The following is a 20,114-nucleotide window of genomic DNA, read 5'->3' on the forward strand; positions in this document are numbered from 1 at the left end:
GAACCCCGCCATGAACGATCTGTTTGCCAATGAACCGAAAAAACCGCTGGCTGAAGCGCTGCGTCCCGGCCGCCTCGACGAGGTGATCGGCCAGCGGCACCTGATCGGCCCCGGCAAGCCGCTGCGGCTGGCGGTGGAAGCGCGCACCCCGCACTCGATGATTCTGTGGGGCCCGCCCGGCGTAGGCAAAACCACGCTGGCGCGCATACTCGCCGCCAGTTTCGATGCCGAGTTCATCCCGCTGTCGGCAGTGTTCTCCGGCGTCAAGGACATCCGCGAAGCGGTGGAGCGCGCTCACGCCGCGCTGCAGCGCTCCGGCCGCCACACCATTCTGTTCGTCGACGAGGTGCACCGCTTCAACAAGAGCCAGCAGGACGCCTTCCTGCCCTTCGTCGAATCCGGTCTGCTCACCTTCATCGGCGCCACCACGGAAAACCCCTCCTTCGAGGTCAACTCCGCGCTGTTGTCGCGCGCCCAGGTCTATGTGCTCAACAGCCTGGACGAGGAGGAACTGCGCCAGCTGTTCGAACGCGCCGCCGCCAATGGCGCGCTGGACGGGCTGAGCTTCGACGATGCCGCCATCGATACCCTGACCGGCTACGCCGACGGCGACGCCCGCCGTTTCCTCAATCTGTTGGAGCAGACCCGCACCGCCGCCTACGCGCGCAAGGCCGGCCAGATCGACCGCGACTTCCTGTCCGAGGTGCTGACCGTCAACGCGCGCCGCTTCGACAAGGGCGGCGACGACTTCTACGATCAGATCTCCGCGCTGCACAAATCGGTGCGCGGCTCCAATCCTGACGCGGCGCTGTATTGGCTGACGCGGATGCTGGACGGCGGCGCCGACGCGCGCTATCTGGCGCGCCGGCTGGTGCGCATGGCCTGGGAAGACATCGGCCTGGCCGATCCGCGCGCGATGCAGATCGCCAACGAGGCCGCCGCCACCTATGAGCGGCTGGGCAGCCCGGAAGGCGAACTTGCGCTGGCTCAAGCCGCGCTGTATTTGGCCGTGGCCGCCAAGAGCAATGCCGGTTACAAGGCGTATAATGAGGCCCGCGCCTTCATCAAGCAGGACAAATCCCGGCCGGTGCCGGTACACTTGCGCAATGCGCCCACTCGGCTGATGAAGGAATTGGGCTACGGCCACGAATACCGCTACGCCCATGACGAACCCCATGCCTACGCCGCCGGCGAGACCTATCTGCCGGAAGGAATCGAAGACATGCGCTGGTATCAGCCGACGCCGCGCGGACTGGAAAGCAAAATAAGGGACAAGCTGGATTTCCTGCGTCAACTCGACGACGACGCCCGGCAAGACTCCGAATAAGTGAAAGAAACAGGACCAACCTAACCATGCTCGACATCAATCTGCTTCGCAACGACATCGAAGCCGTCGCCGCCCGTCTGGCCGGCCGCGGCTATACCCTGGACACCGCCGCCTTCAATCAGCTGGAGTCCGACCGCAAATCCCTGCAAACCCGCATGCAGGAACTGCAAGCCAAGCGCAACGCCTCCTCCAAGCAGATCGGCGTGGCCAAGGGCAAGGGTGAAGACGTGTCAGCCATCCTGGCCGAAGTAGCGACGCTGGGCGATGAGCTGAAAGCCGCCGAGCAAGGTTTCGACGCGGTGCAAAAACAGCTGGACGCCTGGCTGATGTCCATCCCCAACCTGCCGCATGAATCGGTGCCGGTGGGCAAGGATGAAAACGACAATGTGGAAGTGCGCCGCGTCGGCGTGCCGCGCCAGTTCGACTTCGAAGTGAAGGATCACGTCGATGTCGGCGCGCCGCTGGGCCTGGATTTCGACACCGGCGCCAAGCTGTCCGGCGCGCGCTTCACCGTGCTCAAGGGCGATATCGCCCGCCTGCACCGCGCCATCGCCCAGTTCATGCTGAACACCCATACCGGCGATCACGGCTATGTCGAGCATTACACCCCCTACATCGTCAACGACAGCGCGCTGCTGGGCACCGGCCAACTACCCAAGTTCGCCGAGGACATGTTCAAGGTGACCAAGGGCGGTGAAGAAGGCAATGTGGACCAGTACCTGATCTCCACCTCGGAAATCACCCTGACCAACACCGTCAGCAACAGCATCCTCAAGGCCGAGGATCTGCCGCTGAAACTGACCGCGCATTCGCCCTGCTTCCGCTCCGAAGCCGGCAGCTATGGTCGCGACACCCGCGGCATGATTCGCCAGCACCAGTTCGACAAGGTGGAAATGGTGCGCATCGAGAAGCCGGAAGACTCCTACGCCGCGCTGGAAGAAATGGTCGGCCACGCAGAGAACATCCTCAAGGCGCTGGAACTGCCCTACCGCGTGATCACGCTGTGCAGCGGCGACATGGGCTTCGGCGCCGCCAAGACTTACGATCTGGAAGTCTGGCTGCCGGCGCAGAACACCTATCGCGAAATCTCCAGCTGCTCCAACTGCGAGGCCTTCCAGTCGCGCCGCATGATGGCGCGCTACAAGGACGAGAGCGGCAAGAACCAGCTGGTGCACACATTGAACGGCTCCGGCCTGGCGGTGGGTCGCACCCTGGTGGCGGTGCTGGAAAACTACCAGAACGCCGACGGCAGCGTGACCATCCCGACCGTGCTGCGCCCCTACTTCGGCGGCCGCGACAAGATCGGCGGCTAAGGCCCCGGTTCAAGCTCCGCCGCTGGAAAGACAACGGCGCCCCTTATGGGCGCCGTTTTTCATGCCCGCGCCGCCAGCAGCGCTTCGAACTCGGCTCGCGGCAGCGGCTTGCTGAACAGATAACCCTGGCCCAGCCGGCAGCCCTGCCGCAGCAAGAACGCCCGCTGCGATTCCAACTCCACCCCCTCGGCCACCAGTTCCAGCCCCAGACTGCGGCCTATGGAAATGATGGCGCTGGTGATGGCGGCGTCGTCCCCGTCCTGGTGCAGGTCCATGATGAAGGAGCGGTCTATCTTCAAACCCCTGACCGGCAGCCGCTTCAGATAGGACAGCGAGGAATAGCCGGTGCCGAAATCGTCGATGGACAGATAAACGCCCAGCTCGCGCAAGCGCTGCAGCGCCTCCACCATGCCGCAGTCCTCGTCCATCGCAACGCTTTCGGTGATCTCCAGCTCCAGTTCGCCGCTATCCAGCCCATGCTGCAACAAGGTGCGCGCCACCGTGGCGGCGAAACCGCCGTACTTGAGCTGGCGCCCCGACACATTGACCGCGATGCGGCCGGGCTCCAGTCCCATCGCGCGCCATTGCGCCCAATCGCGGCAGGCGGTATCCAACACCCACTCGCCTATCGGCACCATCAACGAACTATCCTCGGCGATGGGAATGAATTTTCCCGGCACCATCAGCCCCAACTCCGGATGACGCCAACGCAGCAAGGCCTCGGCGCCGACGATGCGCCGCGTGGCCAGCTCCACCTTGGGCTGATACCACACCTCCAGTTCCTCCTGGGCCAAGGCGCGGTGCAGGCTGTACTCCAGCTTCAGCCTCTCCATCGCCCGCGCGTTCATGTCAGCGGTGTAGAACTGGAAATTGTTCTTGCCGCGCTCCTTGGCCTGGTACATCGCCGAATCCGAGTTGACCAGCAGCGCGTCCGCGCTGACGCCGTCTTCCGGGTACATGCTGATGCCTATGCTGGCCGAGATGAACAACTCGTGACCGGTCAGGCCGGACTGCTCGGTCACGCCGTCCAATAATTGCTGCGCCAGCGCCGCCACCTGGGTGACGCGCTCCACCACCGGCAGCAGCAGGATGAATTCGTCGCCGGACAACCGAGCCACGGTGGAATGCTGCGGCGCGTATCTCAGCAGCACCGAGGCGATGCGCACCAGCAATTCGTCGCCGGCATGATGCCCCAGGGTATCGTTGACCAGCTTGAAACGGTCCAGATCGACGAATAGCAGCGCGAATTGCGAACGCGCCGGCTGCGCGCGCTCTATCGCCTCCTGCAAACGCTCCAGGAACAGCGTCCGGTTGGGCAAACCGGTCAAGGCGTCGTGATTGGCCAGGAAATGCAGCCTCTCCTCGGACTGCTTGCGCTGGGTGATGTCGGAAAACACCGCCACATAGTGCAGGCAGGCGCCATCGGCATCGCGGATCGCGGTGATGCTCAAATGCTCGGTGTACAGCAAGCCGCCCTTGCGGCGGTTGACCACCTCGCCCTGCCACAGCCCGTTCTCCTTCAGGCTCTGCCACAGCTGGCGGTAAAAATCAGGCGACTGCTTGCCGGACTTGAGCAAGGCCGGCGTCTTGCCCAAGGCCTCCTCGCTGCCATAGCCGGTGATGCGGCTGAACGCCGGATTCACCATCTGGATCACACCGTTGCCATCGGTGATCAGAATGCCCTCCAGCGTCGATTCGAATACCTTGTCCGCCAGCAGCAGGCTGTGGCGCGAGCGCAGCAGCGCGTCGTCGCGCTCGCGCAGCGCAGAATGCAGCTCATGCAGGAATTCCTGCTCCACCATCTGGATGATGTCGCAAAAACCCAGCAGCTGCAGCAGGCCGCCATCGGCGTCGTAAACCGCCAAATGGCGGATCTTGTGTTGCAGGATCAACTGTCGCGCTTGCAGCAGGCTGCTGCCGTCGCGCACGCCCAGCAGCGGCCAGGAGCAGGCTTCGGCCAGCGTCGCCGGCGCCCGCCCCTCCGCCAGCAGCCGCAGCAGGTCGCGCAGGGTCAGGATGCCGTAATCGCCGTTGTCGAAGCGCACCGCCAAGGCGGTGGCGCCCTGGCGCCGCATCATGGCCAGCGCCTGTTCCGGCGCCGCCTGCGCGCCCAGCAGACACAAGGGCGCCGCGCGGTCCGCCACCACCCGCCGCACACTGAGAAACGCTTCACTGCCCTGGCTCAGCACGATATCGGTCAGCGACACCACGCCGCAGATCTGGCCTGCCTGCTCCACCAGCGCATGGCGGAGGTCGCGGTTGCGGAACAAGGCCACCGCTTCGCTCACCGGCAAATCATGCGGCAGCACCACCAAGGGCGCGTTCATCGCCTCGCCCACCGGTCGCGCGCCGGCCGCGCCGTCCAGCCGGTCCAGCGCCAGCGCGTCGGCCTCGGTCCAGATGCCCAGCGGCCGTCCCGCCTCGTCCTGCACCACGATGGAGCCGCAGCCCGCCAATACCATGCGTCGCGCCGCCTCTGCCAGCGGCGTATCCGCCGCGCACGCCAGTATGTCCGGGGTAGATATCTCTTTTATGCACTGTTTCAAGTAATTCATTAACAATCCAACCCGGGCTCATCACGGAAAAATTCCAAATGGCATTATAACGACGCCAACCACTCTGATGTAATCGGATTGCAACAGCAGCGCGCCGGCGCGCCTCGCCGCCGATGCCTTGTCTTCTGCGCACCAGACAAGAATCCTTTTTACATACAGTAAATCGTCAAATACTCATATACATGATCTAGGACAAAGCCTTGGGACGGTTTCTACTGCTAGGCTGTCAACAGGATCGGTGAGATCACCCTTGCCATAGCAATGACATAGGAATAGCGTGGCGCGTCATCCTCCTGGCGGTAGCGCCACGGCGAGGCGCGCAAGCTGTCCAACCACCCGCACGGCGGCATCGCGACGCCGGCACACAGCGACACAAACACCATGAACCCACAACGCATCCACCTATCGGTTCAGGGCCGGGTCCAGGGCGTCGGTTTCCGTCCCTTCATCTGGCGCACCGCCAGCGAGCATGGCCTGACCGGCTTCGTCCGCAATACCGGCGAAGGCGTCACGCTGGAACTACAGGGCCAGCCGCAAGCGCTGGACGCCTTCCGGCAAGCGCTGAAAACCCGGCTGCCGCCGCTGGCTCACATCGACGCGGTGCAAGAGTGCGAGTTGCCGGTGCTCGCGGATGAGCAACGCTTCCAGATCGAGGAAAGCAGCGGCGAAGTCACCCATGCCCGGCTGCCGGCGGATGTGGCCACCTGCCCGCAATGCGTGGAAGAGCTGTTCACTCCCGGCGACCGCCGCTACCGCTTCCCCTTCATCAACTGCACCGACTGCGGGCCGCGCTACACCGTCACCCACCGCCTGCCCTATGACCGCGCCAACACCAGCATGCTGGCCTTTCCCTTGTGTCCGGTGTGTCGTCAGGAATACCAGGACCCGAGCAGCCGCCGCTTTCACGCCGAGCCCACCGCCTGCCCGGTATGCGGGCCCAAGCTGCAGCTGACCGACCGCTTCGGCCAGAGCCTGAACGGCGACCCGGTGATAGGCGCGGTGCAAATCCTCAATATGGGCCGCAGCATCGCGATGAAAGGACTGGGCGGCTTCCACCTGGTCTGCGACGCCGCCAACCCCTCCGCGGTGGCGCGGCTGCGCCATCTCAAGCATCGCCCCGGCAAACCGCTGGCCATCATGGCCTTGAACGTGGAATCCATCCGCGCGCTCTGCCATGTCAGCGACGAGGAGGCCGCCTGGCTGCAGCGACCGGAGCGTCCCATCGTATTGTTGAACAAAAAGCCGGAAGCCGACCAATTGCTGCCCGATGTCGCGCCCGGTCTGTCCGCGCTGGGCGTGATGCTGCCCTATACCCCGCTGCAATGGCTGCTGTTCCATGAAGCGCTGGGCCGCCCGGCCGGCACCGCCTGGCTGCGCCAGCCCTGCGCGCGGCTGTGGGTGATGAGCAGCGCCAACCTGTCCGGCGAGCCCATCGTCACCGGCAACCAGGAGGCGCGCGAGCGGCTGAACCAGGTGGCCGACGTCTTCCTGCTGCACAACCGCGCCATCGTCACCCGCTGCGACGACAGCGTGGTATCGCTGCAGCGCAGGCGGCCGCTGCTGTTCCGCCGCGCGCGCGGCTTCGTGCCGGACCCGGTGCCGCTGGCGCTGGACGGCCCGCCGGTGCTGGCGCTGGGCGCCTATATGAAGGCCACCGCCACCGTGCTGCGCGGCAAGGACGCCTTCGTGTCGCAATACATAGGCGCGCTCAACCACCCGCTGACCTGCGAAGCCTTGCAACAGGCGTCCGACCACCTGCTCGACCTCACCGGCGTCACCCCGCAGGCAGTGGCCTGCGACCTGGAAACCGGCACCTATTCCAGCCTGCTGGCCGAACATCTATCCAAGCAATGGAGCGTGCCGCTGATCCGGGTGCAACACCATCACGCCCACCTGGGCGCGGTGCTGGCCGAGCACGGCGTGGCCGAGCCGGCACTGGGCCTGGCGCTGGACGGTTATGGCCTGGGTCACAACAACGGCGCCTGGGGCGGCGAAATGATGCTGGTGGACGGCGACGCCTGCCAGCGCATCGGCCACATCACCCCGCTGCCGCTGCCGGGCCAGGGCCGCAGCCGGCTGCAGCCATGGAAGCTGGCCATCGCGCTGTGGCAAACCCTGGACCTGGGGCCGCTGCCGCCGCATCTGGCGGAGCAGGCTGGCGCGGCCATGCTGGAAAAACAGATCGCCATGCGCCGCGACTGCCAGGACAGCACCAGCCTGGGCCGCTGGTTCGGCGCCATCGCCGGCCTCACCCGCCAATGCGGGGTGGAAACGTTTGAAAGCGAAGCCGCGCAACGGCTGGAAGCGCTGGCGGAAATCATGGACCCGCTGGCCAACGGCTGGGCCACCCAGGCCAATCTGCTGGATTTGACGCCGCTGGCGCGCCACCTGTGCCTGCTGGACGACGACCACGTTATCGCCGGCCTGTGGCACGCCACGCTGGCGGCGGCGCTGGCGGATTGGGCGACCAAGGCCGCGCGCACCACCGGCACTCGTATCGTGGCGCTGGCCGGCGGCTGCTGCGGCAACCGCCAATTGATGGCACAGCTGCTGCCGCGTCTGGAACAGGCCGGCTTGCGTCCGCTGACCGCGGAACAGCTGCCGCCCAATGACGGCGGCCTCAGCCTGGGGCAGGCCTGGGTAGCGCGCCAGCGCCTGCTGCGCGACGCCTGAAATGAAAACGGCGCGACGCCCGCAGGCGACGCGCCGTTTTCGCCACCGGAATCCCTAGATCAGGACGGCTGGCGCTCGCCCCACAGATCGTGCTCGCTGCAGTCGACGATCTTCACCGAATAGAATTCGCCGGCACGCATGTCGGCGGCGTCCTCGACGAACACCATGCCGTCGATCTCCGGCGCGTCCGCGTAGCTGCGGCAAATCGCCGTGCCTTCGTCGTCGATCTCGTCCACCAGCACTTGCATGGTCTGGCCGACGCGGCGCTCCAGGCGACGGGCGCTGATCTCTTCCTGCACCGCCATGAAACGCTCCTTGCGCGCTTCCTTCACCTCTTCCGGCACCGGATTCGGCAAGTCGTTGGCGGTGGCGCCCTCCACCGGCGAATAGGTGAAACAGCCGACGCGATCCAGCTCCGCCTCGCGGATGAAGCTCAGCAGTTCTTCGAAGTCTTCCTCGGTTTCGCCGGGGAAACCGACGATGAAGGTGGAACGGATCACCAGTTCCGGACAGATCTCGCGCCATTTCTTGATGCGCGCCAGCACATTGTCGCTATTGGCCGGACGCTTCATCAGCTTCAGCACCTTCTGGCTGGCGTGCTGGAACGGAATGTCCAGATAAGGCAGGATCTTGCCGTCGCGCATCAGCGGAATCACTTCGTCCACATGCGGATACGGGTAGACGTAATGCAGGCGCACCCAGATGCCGTGACGCCCCAGTTCCTCGCACAGCTCGGTCATGCGGGTCTTCACCGGGCGGCCGTTGTGGAAGCCCAGCTTGTACTTGGTGTCCACGCCGTAAGCCGAGGTGTCCTGAGAAATCACCAGGATTTCCTTGACCCCGGCCTTGGCCAGGCTCTCCGCCTCGCGCAGCACGTCGTGAATCGGCCGGCTTTCCAGATCGCCGCGCATGGACGGGATGATGCAGAAGGTGCAGCGATGGTTGCAGCCCTCGGAAATCTTCAGATACGCGTAATGCTTGGGCGTCAGCCGCACGCCGATATCCGGCACCAGGTCGACGAAGGGATCGTGCGGCTTGGGCAGGTGGGCATGCACCGCGCTCATCACCTCGTCGGTGGCGTGCGGGCCGGTCACGGCCAAGACCGACGGATGCGCGTCGCGCACCACATCGCCCTTGGCCCCCAGACAGCCGGTGACGATCACTTTGCCGTTCTCGTTCAAGGCTTCGCCGATCGCGTCCAGCGATTCGGCCACGGCGGAATCAATGAAGCCGCAGGTGTTGACCACCACCAGGTCGGCGCCGGCGTAGCTGCCGGAAATATCGTAGCCTTCGGCGCGAAGGCGGGTCAGGATCTGCTCCGAGTCGCTGGAGGCTTTGGGACAGCCCAGCGACACGAAGCCGATACTTGGAATCTTGTCTGCCATGATGATGGCCTTGCTGAAGAAAAACGCGAGAGTATACAACGATTTGACAGGCGATGCGCAGCGTTGCGAGGGGTTTGGGCCATGGGCTCGCCGATTCGTTTTCACAGGCTCCCGCGGCGGGCTGGATGCGGATCAGCGCCGCTCCTCTTTCAGACCTCACTTGATAGTAAAATCCGACGCCTCCATATAGGCCTGAGAACCTGTTCAAAGTCCCGCGAGCTAGAGCGAAACCAGGCGAAAACAACTGAGAAAGCGGAATCTACTCGTGGTGCATGGACATTTCGAAGGTGTACTCACCGTGTCGCGCTCCACTACGCGCGGCAGACTTAGAACAGGCTCTGAGCCGTCAACCCCTCACACAATACCGATATGAAAACTCTTGTCTCACGCATGGAATCCCTGATCTTCGCCAGCCGCTGGCTGCAAGCGCCCTTATATCTGGGCCTGATCGTCGCCCAAGGCGTCTATGTCTATAAATTCCTGGTGGAGCTGATCCATCTGGTCGCCGACGCCTCCAGCATGACGGAAACCCAGATCATGCTGATCGTGCTGGGCCTGATCGACGTGGTGATGATCGCCAATCTGCTGATCATGGTGGTGGTGGGCGGCTACGAGACCTTCGTCTCCAAGATCGACAGTCTGAACAGCCACGAGGACCGGCCGGAATGGTTGTCCCATGTGAACGCCGGCGTACTGAAGACCAAGCTGTCGCTGGCGCTGATCAGCATTTCCTCCATCCATCTGCTGAAAACCTTCATCAGCGCGTCCAATCTGGGCAGCCCCGGCAATCCGCTCACCGAACAGGGCGTGATGTGGCAGGTGGTGATCCATTGCACCTTCCTGCTGTCCGCGCTGGTGATGGCCTGGACCGACAAGCTGATGCAAAGCAAGCACTGAGCGGCGGCCCGGCTCAGCGCATGCGCTCGGCGCAGTAGAAAGCGCCGGGCACCGGGCAGCCGGCCTCTTCCCGCAACATCATGTCCCGCCTTTCCTCCAGCCGCAGCCCATAGTCCGCCAAGCAGGCCTCCACCCAGTCCGAATCGTGCAGATAGCGTCCGCAGGGCTGCAGCCGATGACCATCAGGCAAGGGCTGCAGCGCGCGCTCGATGCTGAACAGCAGCAGGCCGCCCGGCTTGAGCGCGCGCGCCATCCTATCCAGAGCAAGGCGCAGATCGCCAAAATAGCTGAGCGTGTCCAGGCAGCAGATCAGATCACAGGGCGGCGGGGCCGCCATCAGGAATTCGATGATGTCGCCTTGGGTCAAGGCGTCGTACACGCCTTTGTCCGCGGCGCGCGCCAGCATCTCGCCGCTGAGATCCACCCCGTGCAAGCGCTGCGCGTACGGTCGCAACGCCGCGCCGGCCAGGCCGGTGCCGCAGCCCAGGTCTAACACCTCCAGCGCGGATGCCGGCAGCGCCAGCCGCCGCAGGCATTGCGCCAGCCATTGCGGCCCCTGGTAGCGCAAGCCGGCCAGGCTGGCGTCGAAGGTCGCGGCATTGGCATCGAAAGTCTGTTGGATGAAGGCTGGGCTGCACTGCGGCGGAGGCGGCGCGCCACCGCAGGCGGCCAGCAGATGCAAGGCCACCGCATCATCCGGCGCCTGCGCCAGCCAGCCATGCAACAGCGCCAACGCGGCGTCGTGCTGGCCCAGTTCGCAATAGGCCTCGATGCGCGCGATCGGTCCATGCGCGGCGGGCTGGGCCACGATGCCCGCAGCATTGTGCCGCCGCGCCTCGGCATGGCGCTCCTGGCGCAGGCACAGTCCGGCCAGCAGAAAATGGGCATCGGCGCAGCCGGCATCCAGCGCCAGCGCCTGCCGGCAGCAATGCTCCGCCGCCGCGAGGTCTCCATCCTGCTCGCTGGAAGCGGCAAGATTGGTCCAATACATCAACTGGCCGGCATCCAGCGCCACCGCGGCGGCAAAAGCCTGCCGCGCCCGGCCGGCGCGGCCCTGGCGCGCCAGCGCCATGCCCAGGTTGAAATGCCAGTCCGCATGCCCCGCCTCGGCGGCGATCGCCGCCTGCAGCCAGGTTTCAGCCTCCTCCGGCCGCTGCGTCTGCAATAACAGAAAGGCCAGCAAGGCCTGAGCCAGGGCGCAATCCGGCCAATCCCGCAGGCAGGCACGGTAGCGGCGTTCCGCTTCGGCCCAGTCGCCGTCAAGATGGCAGCGCTGCGCTTGTCGCAGGCTGAGGCTCAGTTCCGTGGCGGACATGGGAAAACAGGAAAGAAAAAAGATAGGATGGCGCCCGCAAAGGGCATCACGGCGTCGCGAACGGCGGCGCCGGGAATCAAACCGAGCAGAATCGGCATGGCGGGCTCCCGGACGGCGCATGGACGCGGAGCAAGCGCCGCGTCCGCTGGCCGCAGGCGTTTACGACTTGTCCTTGTCGTCTTCGCCGCCCGGCTTGTAGCCGGGGAAACCGAAACCACCGAACAGCTGCTTGGTCTGTTCCTGCATCCGGTTCTGCATGTCCAGGAACATGCTGGTGCTCTGCTCCATGTAGTTGGCCATCATGTTCTGCACCGCCGGACCTTGGAACTTCATGAACTCGCCCCATAGATTGGAGTTCAACATGGCGTTGTCGCCGTAGATCGCGCGGGTCTGCTCCTGCATTTTCTGTTGCAGTTGGGCAAACAGTTGCAGATTGTTCTCCAGAAACGGTCCCATCATGCCCTGCATGGCCTGGCCGTAGGAGCGGATGAACTGAGTCAGCACTTCATAGCTGAACATCGGCATCCCACCGTTCTCTTCCTCCAGAATGATTTGCAGCAACACGCTGCGGGTGATGTCCTCCTGGCTCTTGGCGTCCACCACCTGGATATCAACATTATCCAGTACCAGTTGCTTCACATCCCCCAAGGTGATGTAGGAACTGGTGGCGGTATCGTACAGCCGGCGGTTCGGGTATTTTTTGATGACCCGCTTCTCAACACTCATGTAACGCTCCCGGTTTATTTTGTTACGGTGCCGTGTGCCCGCAATTTATCATAAATACAACACGCTAGAGTAAATCTTCAGTCAATGCTCCCAATTTTGCTGCATTGCATGATACATTTAGTCGTCATTGTGCAGTGCAAAATTTTTGATTAAGACTATCTCCTTAAGGTCTCACCCCACAGCGGAGGAATACCCCATGTCCATCAGCAATGAGCAACTGAACAAGCTGTCCCTCAACGGCCTGGAAACCGTTTTCCGTTTTTCGCAGATCACTCTGGACAGCGCCGAGCGCCTGGTCAAGCTGAATCTGGAAATCTCCAAGCAAACGCTGGAAGACAACGTCAAAGTCGCCAAGCAACTGAGCGGCGTGACCGACCCGCAGGAAGCCGTCACCCACCTGAACAAGCTGACCACCCAGAGCATAGACGCCGCGCTGGCCAACTCGCGCAATCTGTACGACATCGTGTCCGCCGCGCAGAGCGAGCTGACCAAGCTGGCCGAGGAAAACCTGGGCAGCTTCAACAAGTCGCTGATCGGCGCGATCGAGTCCGCCGCCAAGAACGCCCCGGCTGGCTCCGACGCCGCGCTGAACGCGGTGAAGAGTTCGGTGGCCGCCGCCGCCGCCGCGGTCAACACCTTCAGCAAGGCAGCCCAGCAAGTGGTTGAATTCACCGACAGCAGCGTCAAGGCCGCCACCAGCGCCACCGCCGACGCGGTGAAGACCGCCAGCAAGCGCGCGCCCACTGCTTAACAGAGAAGTTTCCGGCTAAAGCACAACCCCGTCCCGCCGACGGGGTTTTTCTTTGCCGCGCGCCAGGATGGCATGTGAGCGGCGACAGGTTTACAATCTCCGCCTTAAGCACGTTTCAGGAAACCAATAGGTTCAGCGCATGAAAATCAGCAGCAATTTTGACGCCGGCAGCATCGAGATCGTCTCCGCCGACAACTACGAAGACATCCAACTGCGCATCCGTCGCGACAATGCGGCCGAGTTCGCCCAGTGGTTTTACTTCCGCGTGCAAGGCGCCGCTTATCAGCACTGCACCTTCAATTTCCTGAACGCCAGCGAAAGCGCTTACCCGGATGGCTGGGTCGACTACCAGGCGGTGGCCTCCTATGACCGCATCAACTGGTTCCGCGTGCCCACCCATTACGAAAACGGCGTGATGACGATAGATCACGTGCCGCTGTCCGGCAGCATCTACTACGCCTATTTCGAGCCCTATTCCTACGACCAGCACCTGAACCTGATCGGCCAGGCGCAAGGCTCCGGCCTGTGCCAGGTCAGCGACCTGGGCTTTACCGTGCAGCAGCGCGACATCAATCTGCTGACCATAGGCCACGAGGTGGAATCGGATCTGAAGATCTGGATCATCGCTCGCCAGCACCCCGGCGAAACCATGGCCGAATGGTTCATCGAGGGCCTGCTCAACCGCCTGCTGGATCCGCAGGATCCCACCAGCCGCGCGCTGCTGGACCGCGCCACCTTCTACGTGGTGCCGAACATGAACCCGGACGGCTCGGTGCTGGGCAATCTGCGCACCAACGCCGCCGGCGCCAACCTGAACCGCGAATGGGCGGCCCCCAGCGCGGAAACCAGCCCGGAAGTGCTGGCGGTGCGCAACAAGATGCAGGAAACCGGCGTCGACCTGTTCCTGGACATCCACGGCGACGAGAACATTCCCTATGTGTTCCTGGCCGGCACCGAGGGTGTGCCGTCGTGGAACGAGCGCCTGGAAACCCTGGCCGACCAGTTCCGCCACCATCTGCTGCTGGCCAGCCCGGATTACCAGACCGAGCACGGCTACCCGCGCAACGCACCGGGCAAGGCCAATATGACCATCGCCACCAACTGGGTATGCGAGAACTTCGGCTGTCTCGCCTTCACGCTGGAAATGCCGTTCAAGGACAATGCCAATCTGCCGGACGACGACTTCGGCTGGAGCGGCCAGCGCAGCCTGCGCCTGGGCGAGGCGGCCTTGTCGCCCATCTATGCGATTGCACAGAACCTGCGCGCCTGAGCACCAATCAGGCCGAAACCAAAAAAGCCACGGAAACCGTGGCTTTTTTTCATTCCCGCCGCCGCTCAAACGTGATCGAGCAATTGCAGCGGATGGTCGATGGCGATATCGGCGCCCCACTCCGCCGGCCGGTCGCTATCGGCGATATAGCCCCAATTGGCCAACACCGTCTTCATGCCCACGCTGCGGCCAGCGGCGATATCCCGCTCGGCGTCGCCCACGTACAGGCAATGCTCGGGCGCGATGCCTATCCGCTCGGCGGCGAAACGCATCGGCCGCGGATCCGGCTTGGGCACGCCAACGGTGTCGCCGCTGACCGTCACCGCCGGGCAGGAGATGAAGGGCAGCGATGGCACCAATCTATCGGTGAAACGCATCGGCTTATTGGTGATGATGCCCCACAGCAGCCCCTTGTCCATCAAGCCCTGGATCAGGCCGTTGACGCCATCGAACAAGACGGTCTCGTCGGCGAAGCTGTGCTCGTAATGGTCCAGGAAACGCAGGCGGTACTCCTCGAAACGCGGATGCTCGCGGTCGATGCCGAAGCCCAGGCTGACCAGCCCGCGCGCGCCGTGGCTGGCGATGGGCCGCACCGCCGCGTACGGCTGCGGCGGCAGGCCTTCCTCGGCCAGCAAGCGGTTGAGCGCGGCGCCCAGATCGCGCGCGGTGTCGGCCAGAGTGCCGTCCAGATCGAATAGAACTGCCTTGATCATGATTCGCTTCAAAGAGGTGGCACAGCGTCAGGCTGCCGACCACGAGCAGCCCGCCGGCCCGGTTCAACGTATGGTCTTGCCCAGGAACAGCTTGTAGGCCGGGTTCTGGGTTTCCTCGACATAGGGATAACCCAGATTGTCCAGGAAGCGCTGGAACTCCGCGTCGTCGCTGGCCGGCACCTGAATGCCCACCAGCACGCGGCCGTAATCAGCGCCGTGGTTGCGATAATGAAACAGGCTGATGTTCCAGTCCACGCTCATCGCTTCCAGGAAGCGCATCAAGGCGCCCGGCCGGTCCGGAAACTCGAAGCGCAGCACCCGCTCGTCCTTGAGCTGCGGCGCGTGGCCGCCCACCAGGTGGCGGATGTGCAGCTTGGCCAATTCGTTGTCGGTCAGATCGATGCTGCCCAGATCATTGGCGTTCAGGCTGGCCAGAATGCTTTCCAGATCCGGCTTGCCGCTGATCTGCACGCCGACGAAAACATGGGCGGTGCCGGGATCGGCGAAGCGGTAATTGAACTCGGTAATGTTGCGGCCGCCTATCACGGTGCAGAAGCGCTTGAAGCTGCCGGGTTTTTCCGGGATGGTCACCGCGATCACGGCTTCCCGCCGCTCGCCCAGCTCGGAACGCTCGGACACGTGGCGCAGACGATCGAAATTCATATTGGCGCCACAGGAAATCGCCACCAGCGTCTGATCGGCGCAACCCTCGCGCTCGACATAAGCCTTGGCGCCGGCCACCGCCAAGGCGCCCGCCGGCTCCACGATGGAGCGGGTGTCTTCGAAAATGTCCTTGATCGCCGCGCAGATGGCGTCGGTGTCCACCAGGATGATCTCATCCAACAGCTCGCGGCAGATGCGGAAAGTCTCCTCGCCCACCAGCTTGACCGCCACGCCATCGGCGAACAAACCCACATCCTTCAACTCCACGCGCTCGCCCTTGGCGATGGATTGGCGCATCGCGTCGGAATCCACCGGCTGCACCCCTATCACCTTGACCTCGGGCTTGAGCCGCTTGATGAAGCTGGCGACGCCGGAGGCCAGGCCGCCGCCGCCGATGGCGACAAAGACCGCGTCCAGATCGTCCGGATGCTGACGCAGGATTTCCATGCCTATGGTGCCTTGGCCGGCGATCACATCCGGATCGTCGAACGGCGGGATATAGGTCATGCCGTTTTGAGCGGCCAATTCAGTCGCGTGGTGGAAGGCTTCGTTGAAGGAATCGCCATGCAACACCACCTGGCCGCCGTATTGCTTGACCGCGTCTATCTTGATCTGCGGCGTGGTCACCGGCATCACGATGGTGGCGGCACAACCCAGCTTGCTCGCGGACAAGGCCACGCCCTGGGCGTGGTTGCCGGCGCTGGCGGTGATCACGCCGCGCTCGCGCTGTTCCCGGCTGAGCTTGGCCATCTTGTTGTAAGCGCCGCGCAGCTTGAATGAAAACACCGGCTGCAAATCCTCGCGCTTGAGCAGAATCTTGTTGCGGTAGCGGCGCGACAGATTGGGCGCCAGCTCCAGCGGCGTTTCGATGGCGACGTCGTATACCCGCGACGTCAGGATGCGTTCCAGATAGTCTTGCTTCTCTTGCATGGCAAAGCCTTTGTCCCGATCATTATTGTGCTTGAACTGCCAGAGTAGCAGGAACTCCAAGTCTACGGGAAGCCTTGATAACATTGGATTGTTGCATTGCAGTATCGAGAAGCCGCCCGCAGAAAATCCCCACTTTGCGGCAACCGGTCGGCAATCCGCGTGTATAATCAACGGCTACTATTAGGCCCTCAACCCCCAGCGTTGCCCATAGGAACAATGAAAACATTCACCAGCATTCTCACGGCAGCGGCGATTGCGCTGCCGTCCGTCTCCTTCGCCTCCGCCGCCTTCCTGCCGCCCGCGCCCGAGATCGCCGGCAAGGCCTATTACCTGACCGATTTCAACAGCGGACAAGTGCTGGCCGAGCGCGACCCGGACTCCCGCGTGGAGCCGGCTTCGCTGACCAAGCTGATGACCGCCTACCTCACCTTCAAGGCGCTGAAGGAAAAACGGCTGACGCTGGAGCAGACGCTGACGGTGTCGCAAAAAGGCTGGAAGACCGAAGGCTCGCGCATGTTCCTGGATCCCAAGGTGCCGGCCAAGGTCGACGACCTGATCAAGGGCATGATCGTGCAATCCGGCAACGACGCCTGCGTGACGCTGGCCGAAGCCATTGCCGGCAGCGAAGAAGTGTTCGCCCAGGTGATGACCCAGCAAGCGCAGAAACTGGGCATGAAGAATACCCAGTTCCGCAACGCCACCGGCCTGCCCAACCCCGAGCACTACACCACCGTGCATGATCTGGGCATCCTGGCCGGCGCGCTGATCCGCGACTTCCCGGAGTTCTACCCGATCTACTCGATCAAGTCCTTCACCTACAACAATATCAAGCAGCCCAACCGCAACCTGCTGCTCTACCGCGACCCCAACGTCGACGGCATGAAGACCGGCTACACCGATAGCGCCGGCTACAATATGATCACCACCAGCCACCGCGACGGCCGTCGCGTGATTTCGGTGGTGGTGGGCACCGCCAGCCCGGAAGCGCGCGCGGTGGAAAGCTCCAAGCTGCTCAACTACGGCTTGCAGTTTTACGATACGCCCAAACTGTATAGCGGAGCCAAGCCGGTATCCGAGCTGCCCATCTACAAGGGCGCGGCCAAAACCGTGTCCGTCGGCTTCGCCAGCGACGTCTACGCCACCGTGGCCAAGGGCCAGGCCGCCAAGCTCAAGGCCGACCTGACCACCATGCAGCCCTTGATCGCCCCGGTCAAAGCCGGCCAGGTGGTGGGCAAGCTGGTGGTGTCCCTGGACGGCAAGCCGCTATTCGAGCGCCCGGTTGTGGCCTTGAAGGCGGTGGAAGAAGGCGGTTTCTTCAGCCGGCTGTGGGATAGCATCAAGCTGATGCTGGGCTGGAAATAAACGGCGTCCGCCGTTGATCGCGGCGCCGGGCATCGCCCGGACGCCGCGGCTGTATTATGATGTGGCGTTTTAGTAATAAAGACGACCGTAAAATGTATTGGCGCGGGCGGCCCGGTTTGCCGTACAACTGGCTGCTGCGCCTTTGCCCGTTTCGGGTTCGGCGTCTTTAGAACCTGTTTACGATCTGCTGCGCTTCGGCGATACAGCGTTGAAAACCGCTTCGAAATGCTCAGGTACCGTGTGTACACTCCGCTTTCTCAACTGTTTTCGCCTTGTCTCGCTCTTGCTCGCAAAATCGTAAACACGTTCTTAGCGGATTTGATTGAATATGTCTGAAAAACAGGAACTCATGGAATTCCCCTGTCGCTTCCCCATCAAGGTGATGGGCGAGCGTCACGAGGAATTCGTCGTCACCATCACCGAGGTCGTCCGCGTCAACGCGCCCGACCTGGCCGACCACGACGTGACGCTGCGCGAAAGCTCCAATGGCCGCTTCTACGCGCTGACCGTCACCGTCACCGCCACCTCGCGTCAACAGCTGGATAATATCTACCTGTCGCTGACCGGCCATCCGATGGTGAAAATGGTGCTCTAAGCACCAGGAGATTGCCGTGTCGCGCATCGTCAAACATCTGGGCCGGGTCGACTACGAGCCAACCTGGCGCGCCATGCAGGCGTTCACCGACGCCCGCAACGCCGACACCCCGGATGAACTGTGGGTGGTCGAGCACCCGCCCGTCTACACCCAGGGCCTAGCCGGTAAGCCGGAGCATCTGCTGCACGCCACCGCCATCCCGGTGGTGAAAACCGACCGCGGCGGCCAGATCACCTATCATGGTCCTGGCCAATTGGTGGTCTACCTGCTGGTGGACTTCAAGCGCATGGGCATAGGCGTGCGCGAGTTGGTGCGCCGCATCGAACAAGCGGTGATAGACACGCTGGCGGAGCTGGGCATCCACGGCAATGGCGATGTGGACGCCCCCGGCGTTTACGTGGCCGGCGCCAAGATCGCCTCGCTGGGCCTGCGCATCAAGAACCACGCGGTCTACCACGGCCTCAGCTTCAATGTGGACATGGACCTGGCGCCTTTCGATTCCATCAATCCTTGCGGTTACGCCAACCTCAAGGTGACCGACCTGAAACAACTGGGAGTGGAGCTGAGCCTTGCCGCCGCCGCCGATACGCTGCTGCCGCATCTGGAGCGCCTCCTGAACTGCACCGAGGAACTGACATGAAGCCGGAAAACCAGGCTGGGGTCAAACACAAGGGCGCGGCCAAAACCGCGCGCATCCCCATCAAGATCGTCCCGCTGGACGAAAAGCTGAAAAAGCCGGAATGGATCCGCGCCAAGCTGCCCAACGGCCAGCGCTTCCACGAGATCAAGCAGATCCTGCGCGAACAGAAGCTGCACACCGTCTGTGAAGAAGCCACCTGCCCGAATATCGGCGAGTGCTTCAGCAAAGGCACCGCCACCTTCATGATCATGGGCGACATCTGCACCCGCCGCTGCCCGTTCTGCGACGTGGGCCACGGCCGCCCCAACCCGCTGGACGCGGACGAGCCGCGCCATCTGGCTGAAAGCGTGGCCGCGATGAAGCTGAAATACGTGGTGGTGACCTCGGTGGACCGCGACGATCTGCGCGACGGCGGTGCCCAGCATTTCGCCGACTGCATCAGCTCGGTGCGCGAAATGTCGCCCAACACCCAGATCGAAACCCTGGTGCCGGACTTCCGCGGCCGCCTGGACGTGGCCGTCGACATCCTGAGCCAGACGCCGCCGGATGTGATGAACCACAATCTGGAAACCGTGCCGCGGCTGTACAAGCAGGCGCGTCCGGGCTCGGATTACGCGCACTCGCTGCAACTACTGAAGGACTACAAGGCCAAGAACCCCAATGTCCGCACCAAGTCCGGCCTGATGGTGGGCCTGGGCGAAACCGACGAAGAGATTCTGGAAGTGATGCGTGATCTGCGCGCCCACAATGTGGACATGCTGACCATAGGCCAGTATCTGCAACCTTCCGACGGCCACCTGCCGGTACTGCGCTATGTGCATCCGGACGTGTTCAAGATGTTCGAGACCAAGGCCTATGAAATGGGCTTCGTCCACGCCGCGGTGGGCGCGATGGTACGTTCCAGCTACCACGCCGACGTGCAGGCGCACGAGGCCGGCGTGTAAACGCCGACCCCGCCGGACCAAGGGAGCTCCAGGGCTCCCTTTTTTCATTTCGTGT

16 protein-coding genes are annotated in these 20,114 nt (G+C 63.3%); 10 read left to right on the top strand and 6 right to left on the bottom strand.

Annotated features, from left to right (window positions below; translation table 11 throughout):
• Positions 1-10: 10 nt before the first annotated feature.
• Both LQT98_RS02325 and serS read left to right on the top strand, forming a co-directional pair.
• Positions 11-1,327, top strand: a complete 1,317-nt coding sequence (locus tag LQT98_RS02325; protein WP_048407748.1) for a replication-associated recombination protein A — start codon at positions 11-13, stop codon at positions 1,325-1,327.
• Positions 1,328-1,353: 26 nt separating this feature from the next.
• A complete protein-coding gene (gene serS, locus LQT98_RS02330; protein WP_231460989.1) occupies positions 1,354-2,640 on the top strand; it encodes a serine--tRNA ligase in 1,287 nt (428 codons plus the stop codon).
• 59 nt (positions 2,641-2,699) lie between these two features.
• Here serS and LQT98_RS02335 read toward each other — a convergent pair whose 3' ends face one another.
• Positions 2,700-5,195 (bottom strand): EAL domain-containing protein, encoded by a 2,496-nt coding sequence (locus tag LQT98_RS02335; protein ID WP_231460990.1) that lies wholly within the window; start codon positions 5,193-5,195, stop codon positions 2,700-2,702.
• 381 nt (positions 5,196-5,576) lie between these two features.
• Here LQT98_RS02335 and hypF point away from each other — a divergent pair, with 381 nt between their 5' ends.
• The gene (gene hypF, locus LQT98_RS02340) at positions 5,577-7,868 is read left to right on the top strand and encodes a carbamoyltransferase HypF (RefSeq protein ID WP_231460991.1); all 2,292 of its coding nucleotides are present in this window, start codon (positions 5,577-5,579) and stop codon (positions 7,866-7,868) included.
• Positions 7,869-7,927: 59 nt separating this feature from the next.
• Here hypF and rimO read toward each other — a convergent pair whose 3' ends face one another.
• Complete coding sequence (gene rimO / locus LQT98_RS02345) at positions 7,928-9,253, bottom strand: 30S ribosomal protein S12 methylthiotransferase RimO (protein ID WP_048407902.1); 1,326 nt, start codon at positions 9,251-9,253, stop codon at positions 7,928-7,930.
• 390 nt (positions 9,254-9,643) lie between these two features.
• Between rimO and LQT98_RS02350 the strand changes: the two genes are divergently transcribed.
• Positions 9,644-10,150: a TIGR00645 family protein gene (locus LQT98_RS02350; RefSeq protein ID WP_231460992.1), complete on the top strand. Its 507-nt coding sequence runs from the start codon at positions 9,644-9,646 to the stop codon at positions 10,148-10,150.
• 13 nt (positions 10,151-10,163) lie between these two features.
• Here the strand turns inward: LQT98_RS02350 and LQT98_RS02355 are convergent, their stop codons facing one another.
• Together LQT98_RS02355 and phaR are read right to left on the bottom strand one after the other, a co-directional pair.
• Positions 10,164-11,465 (bottom strand): tetratricopeptide repeat protein, encoded by a 1,302-nt coding sequence (locus LQT98_RS02355; RefSeq protein ID WP_231460993.1) that lies wholly within the window; start codon positions 11,463-11,465, stop codon positions 10,164-10,166.
• 159 nt (positions 11,466-11,624) lie between these two features.
• Positions 11,625-12,191 (bottom strand): polyhydroxyalkanoate synthesis repressor PhaR, encoded by a 567-nt coding sequence (gene phaR / locus LQT98_RS02360; protein ID WP_048407744.1) that lies wholly within the window; start codon positions 12,189-12,191, stop codon positions 11,625-11,627.
• A gap of 196 nt (positions 12,192-12,387) precedes the next feature.
• On the opposite strand from phaR, the gene LQT98_RS02365 reads away from it, so the two are divergent.
• Positions 12,388-12,942 carry a phasin family protein gene (locus tag LQT98_RS02365; protein WP_048407743.1) on the top strand — a complete coding sequence of 185 codons (555 nt, stop codon included), beginning with the start codon at positions 12,388-12,390 and terminating at the stop codon, positions 12,940-12,942.
• 139 nt (positions 12,943-13,081) lie between these two features.
• A complete protein-coding gene (locus LQT98_RS02370) occupies positions 13,082-14,212 on the top strand; it encodes a M14 family metallopeptidase (protein ID WP_231460994.1) in 1,131 nt (376 codons plus the stop codon).
• Between the two features lie 65 nt (positions 14,213-14,277).
• Here the strand turns inward: LQT98_RS02370 and LQT98_RS02375 are convergent, their stop codons facing one another.
• Positions 14,278-14,925, bottom strand: a complete 648-nt coding sequence (locus LQT98_RS02375) for an HAD family hydrolase (RefSeq protein ID WP_048407741.1) — start codon at positions 14,923-14,925, stop codon at positions 14,278-14,280.
• 63 nt (positions 14,926-14,988) lie between these two features.
• On the bottom strand, positions 14,989-16,518 hold the full coding sequence (gene ilvA / locus LQT98_RS02380) for a threonine ammonia-lyase, biosynthetic (protein ID WP_231460995.1): 1,530 nt from the start codon (positions 16,516-16,518) through the stop codon (positions 14,989-14,991).
• Between the two features lie 216 nt (positions 16,519-16,734).
• Between ilvA and LQT98_RS02385 the strand changes: the two genes are divergently transcribed.
• The 4 genes from LQT98_RS02385 (at position 16,735) to lipA (ending at position 20,059) form a co-directional block, all read left to right on the top strand.
• Positions 16,735-17,880, top strand: a complete 1,146-nt coding sequence (locus LQT98_RS02385; RefSeq protein ID WP_107798629.1) for a D-alanyl-D-alanine carboxypeptidase family protein — start codon at positions 16,735-16,737, stop codon at positions 17,878-17,880.
• Positions 17,881-18,208: 328 nt separating this feature from the next.
• Positions 18,209-18,475, top strand: coding sequence for an HP0495 family protein (locus LQT98_RS02390; protein ID WP_048407739.1), 267 nt, complete (start codon positions 18,209-18,211; stop codon positions 18,473-18,475).
• A gap of 16 nt (positions 18,476-18,491) precedes the next feature.
• A complete protein-coding gene (gene lipB / locus LQT98_RS02395; protein WP_048407738.1) occupies positions 18,492-19,115 on the top strand; it encodes a lipoyl(octanoyl) transferase LipB in 624 nt (207 codons plus the stop codon).
• Complete coding sequence (gene lipA, locus LQT98_RS02400) at positions 19,112-20,059, top strand: lipoyl synthase (protein ID WP_231460996.1); 948 nt, start codon at positions 19,112-19,114, stop codon at positions 20,057-20,059. Before lipB ends, lipA begins: the two co-directional genes overlap by 4 nt.
• Positions 20,060-20,114: the final 55 nt, after the last annotated feature.

This window comes from Chromobacterium aquaticum, assembly GCF_021129195.1.
Taxonomy (GTDB): Bacteria; Pseudomonadota; Gammaproteobacteria; order Burkholderiales; family Chromobacteriaceae; genus Chromobacterium; species Chromobacterium aquaticum.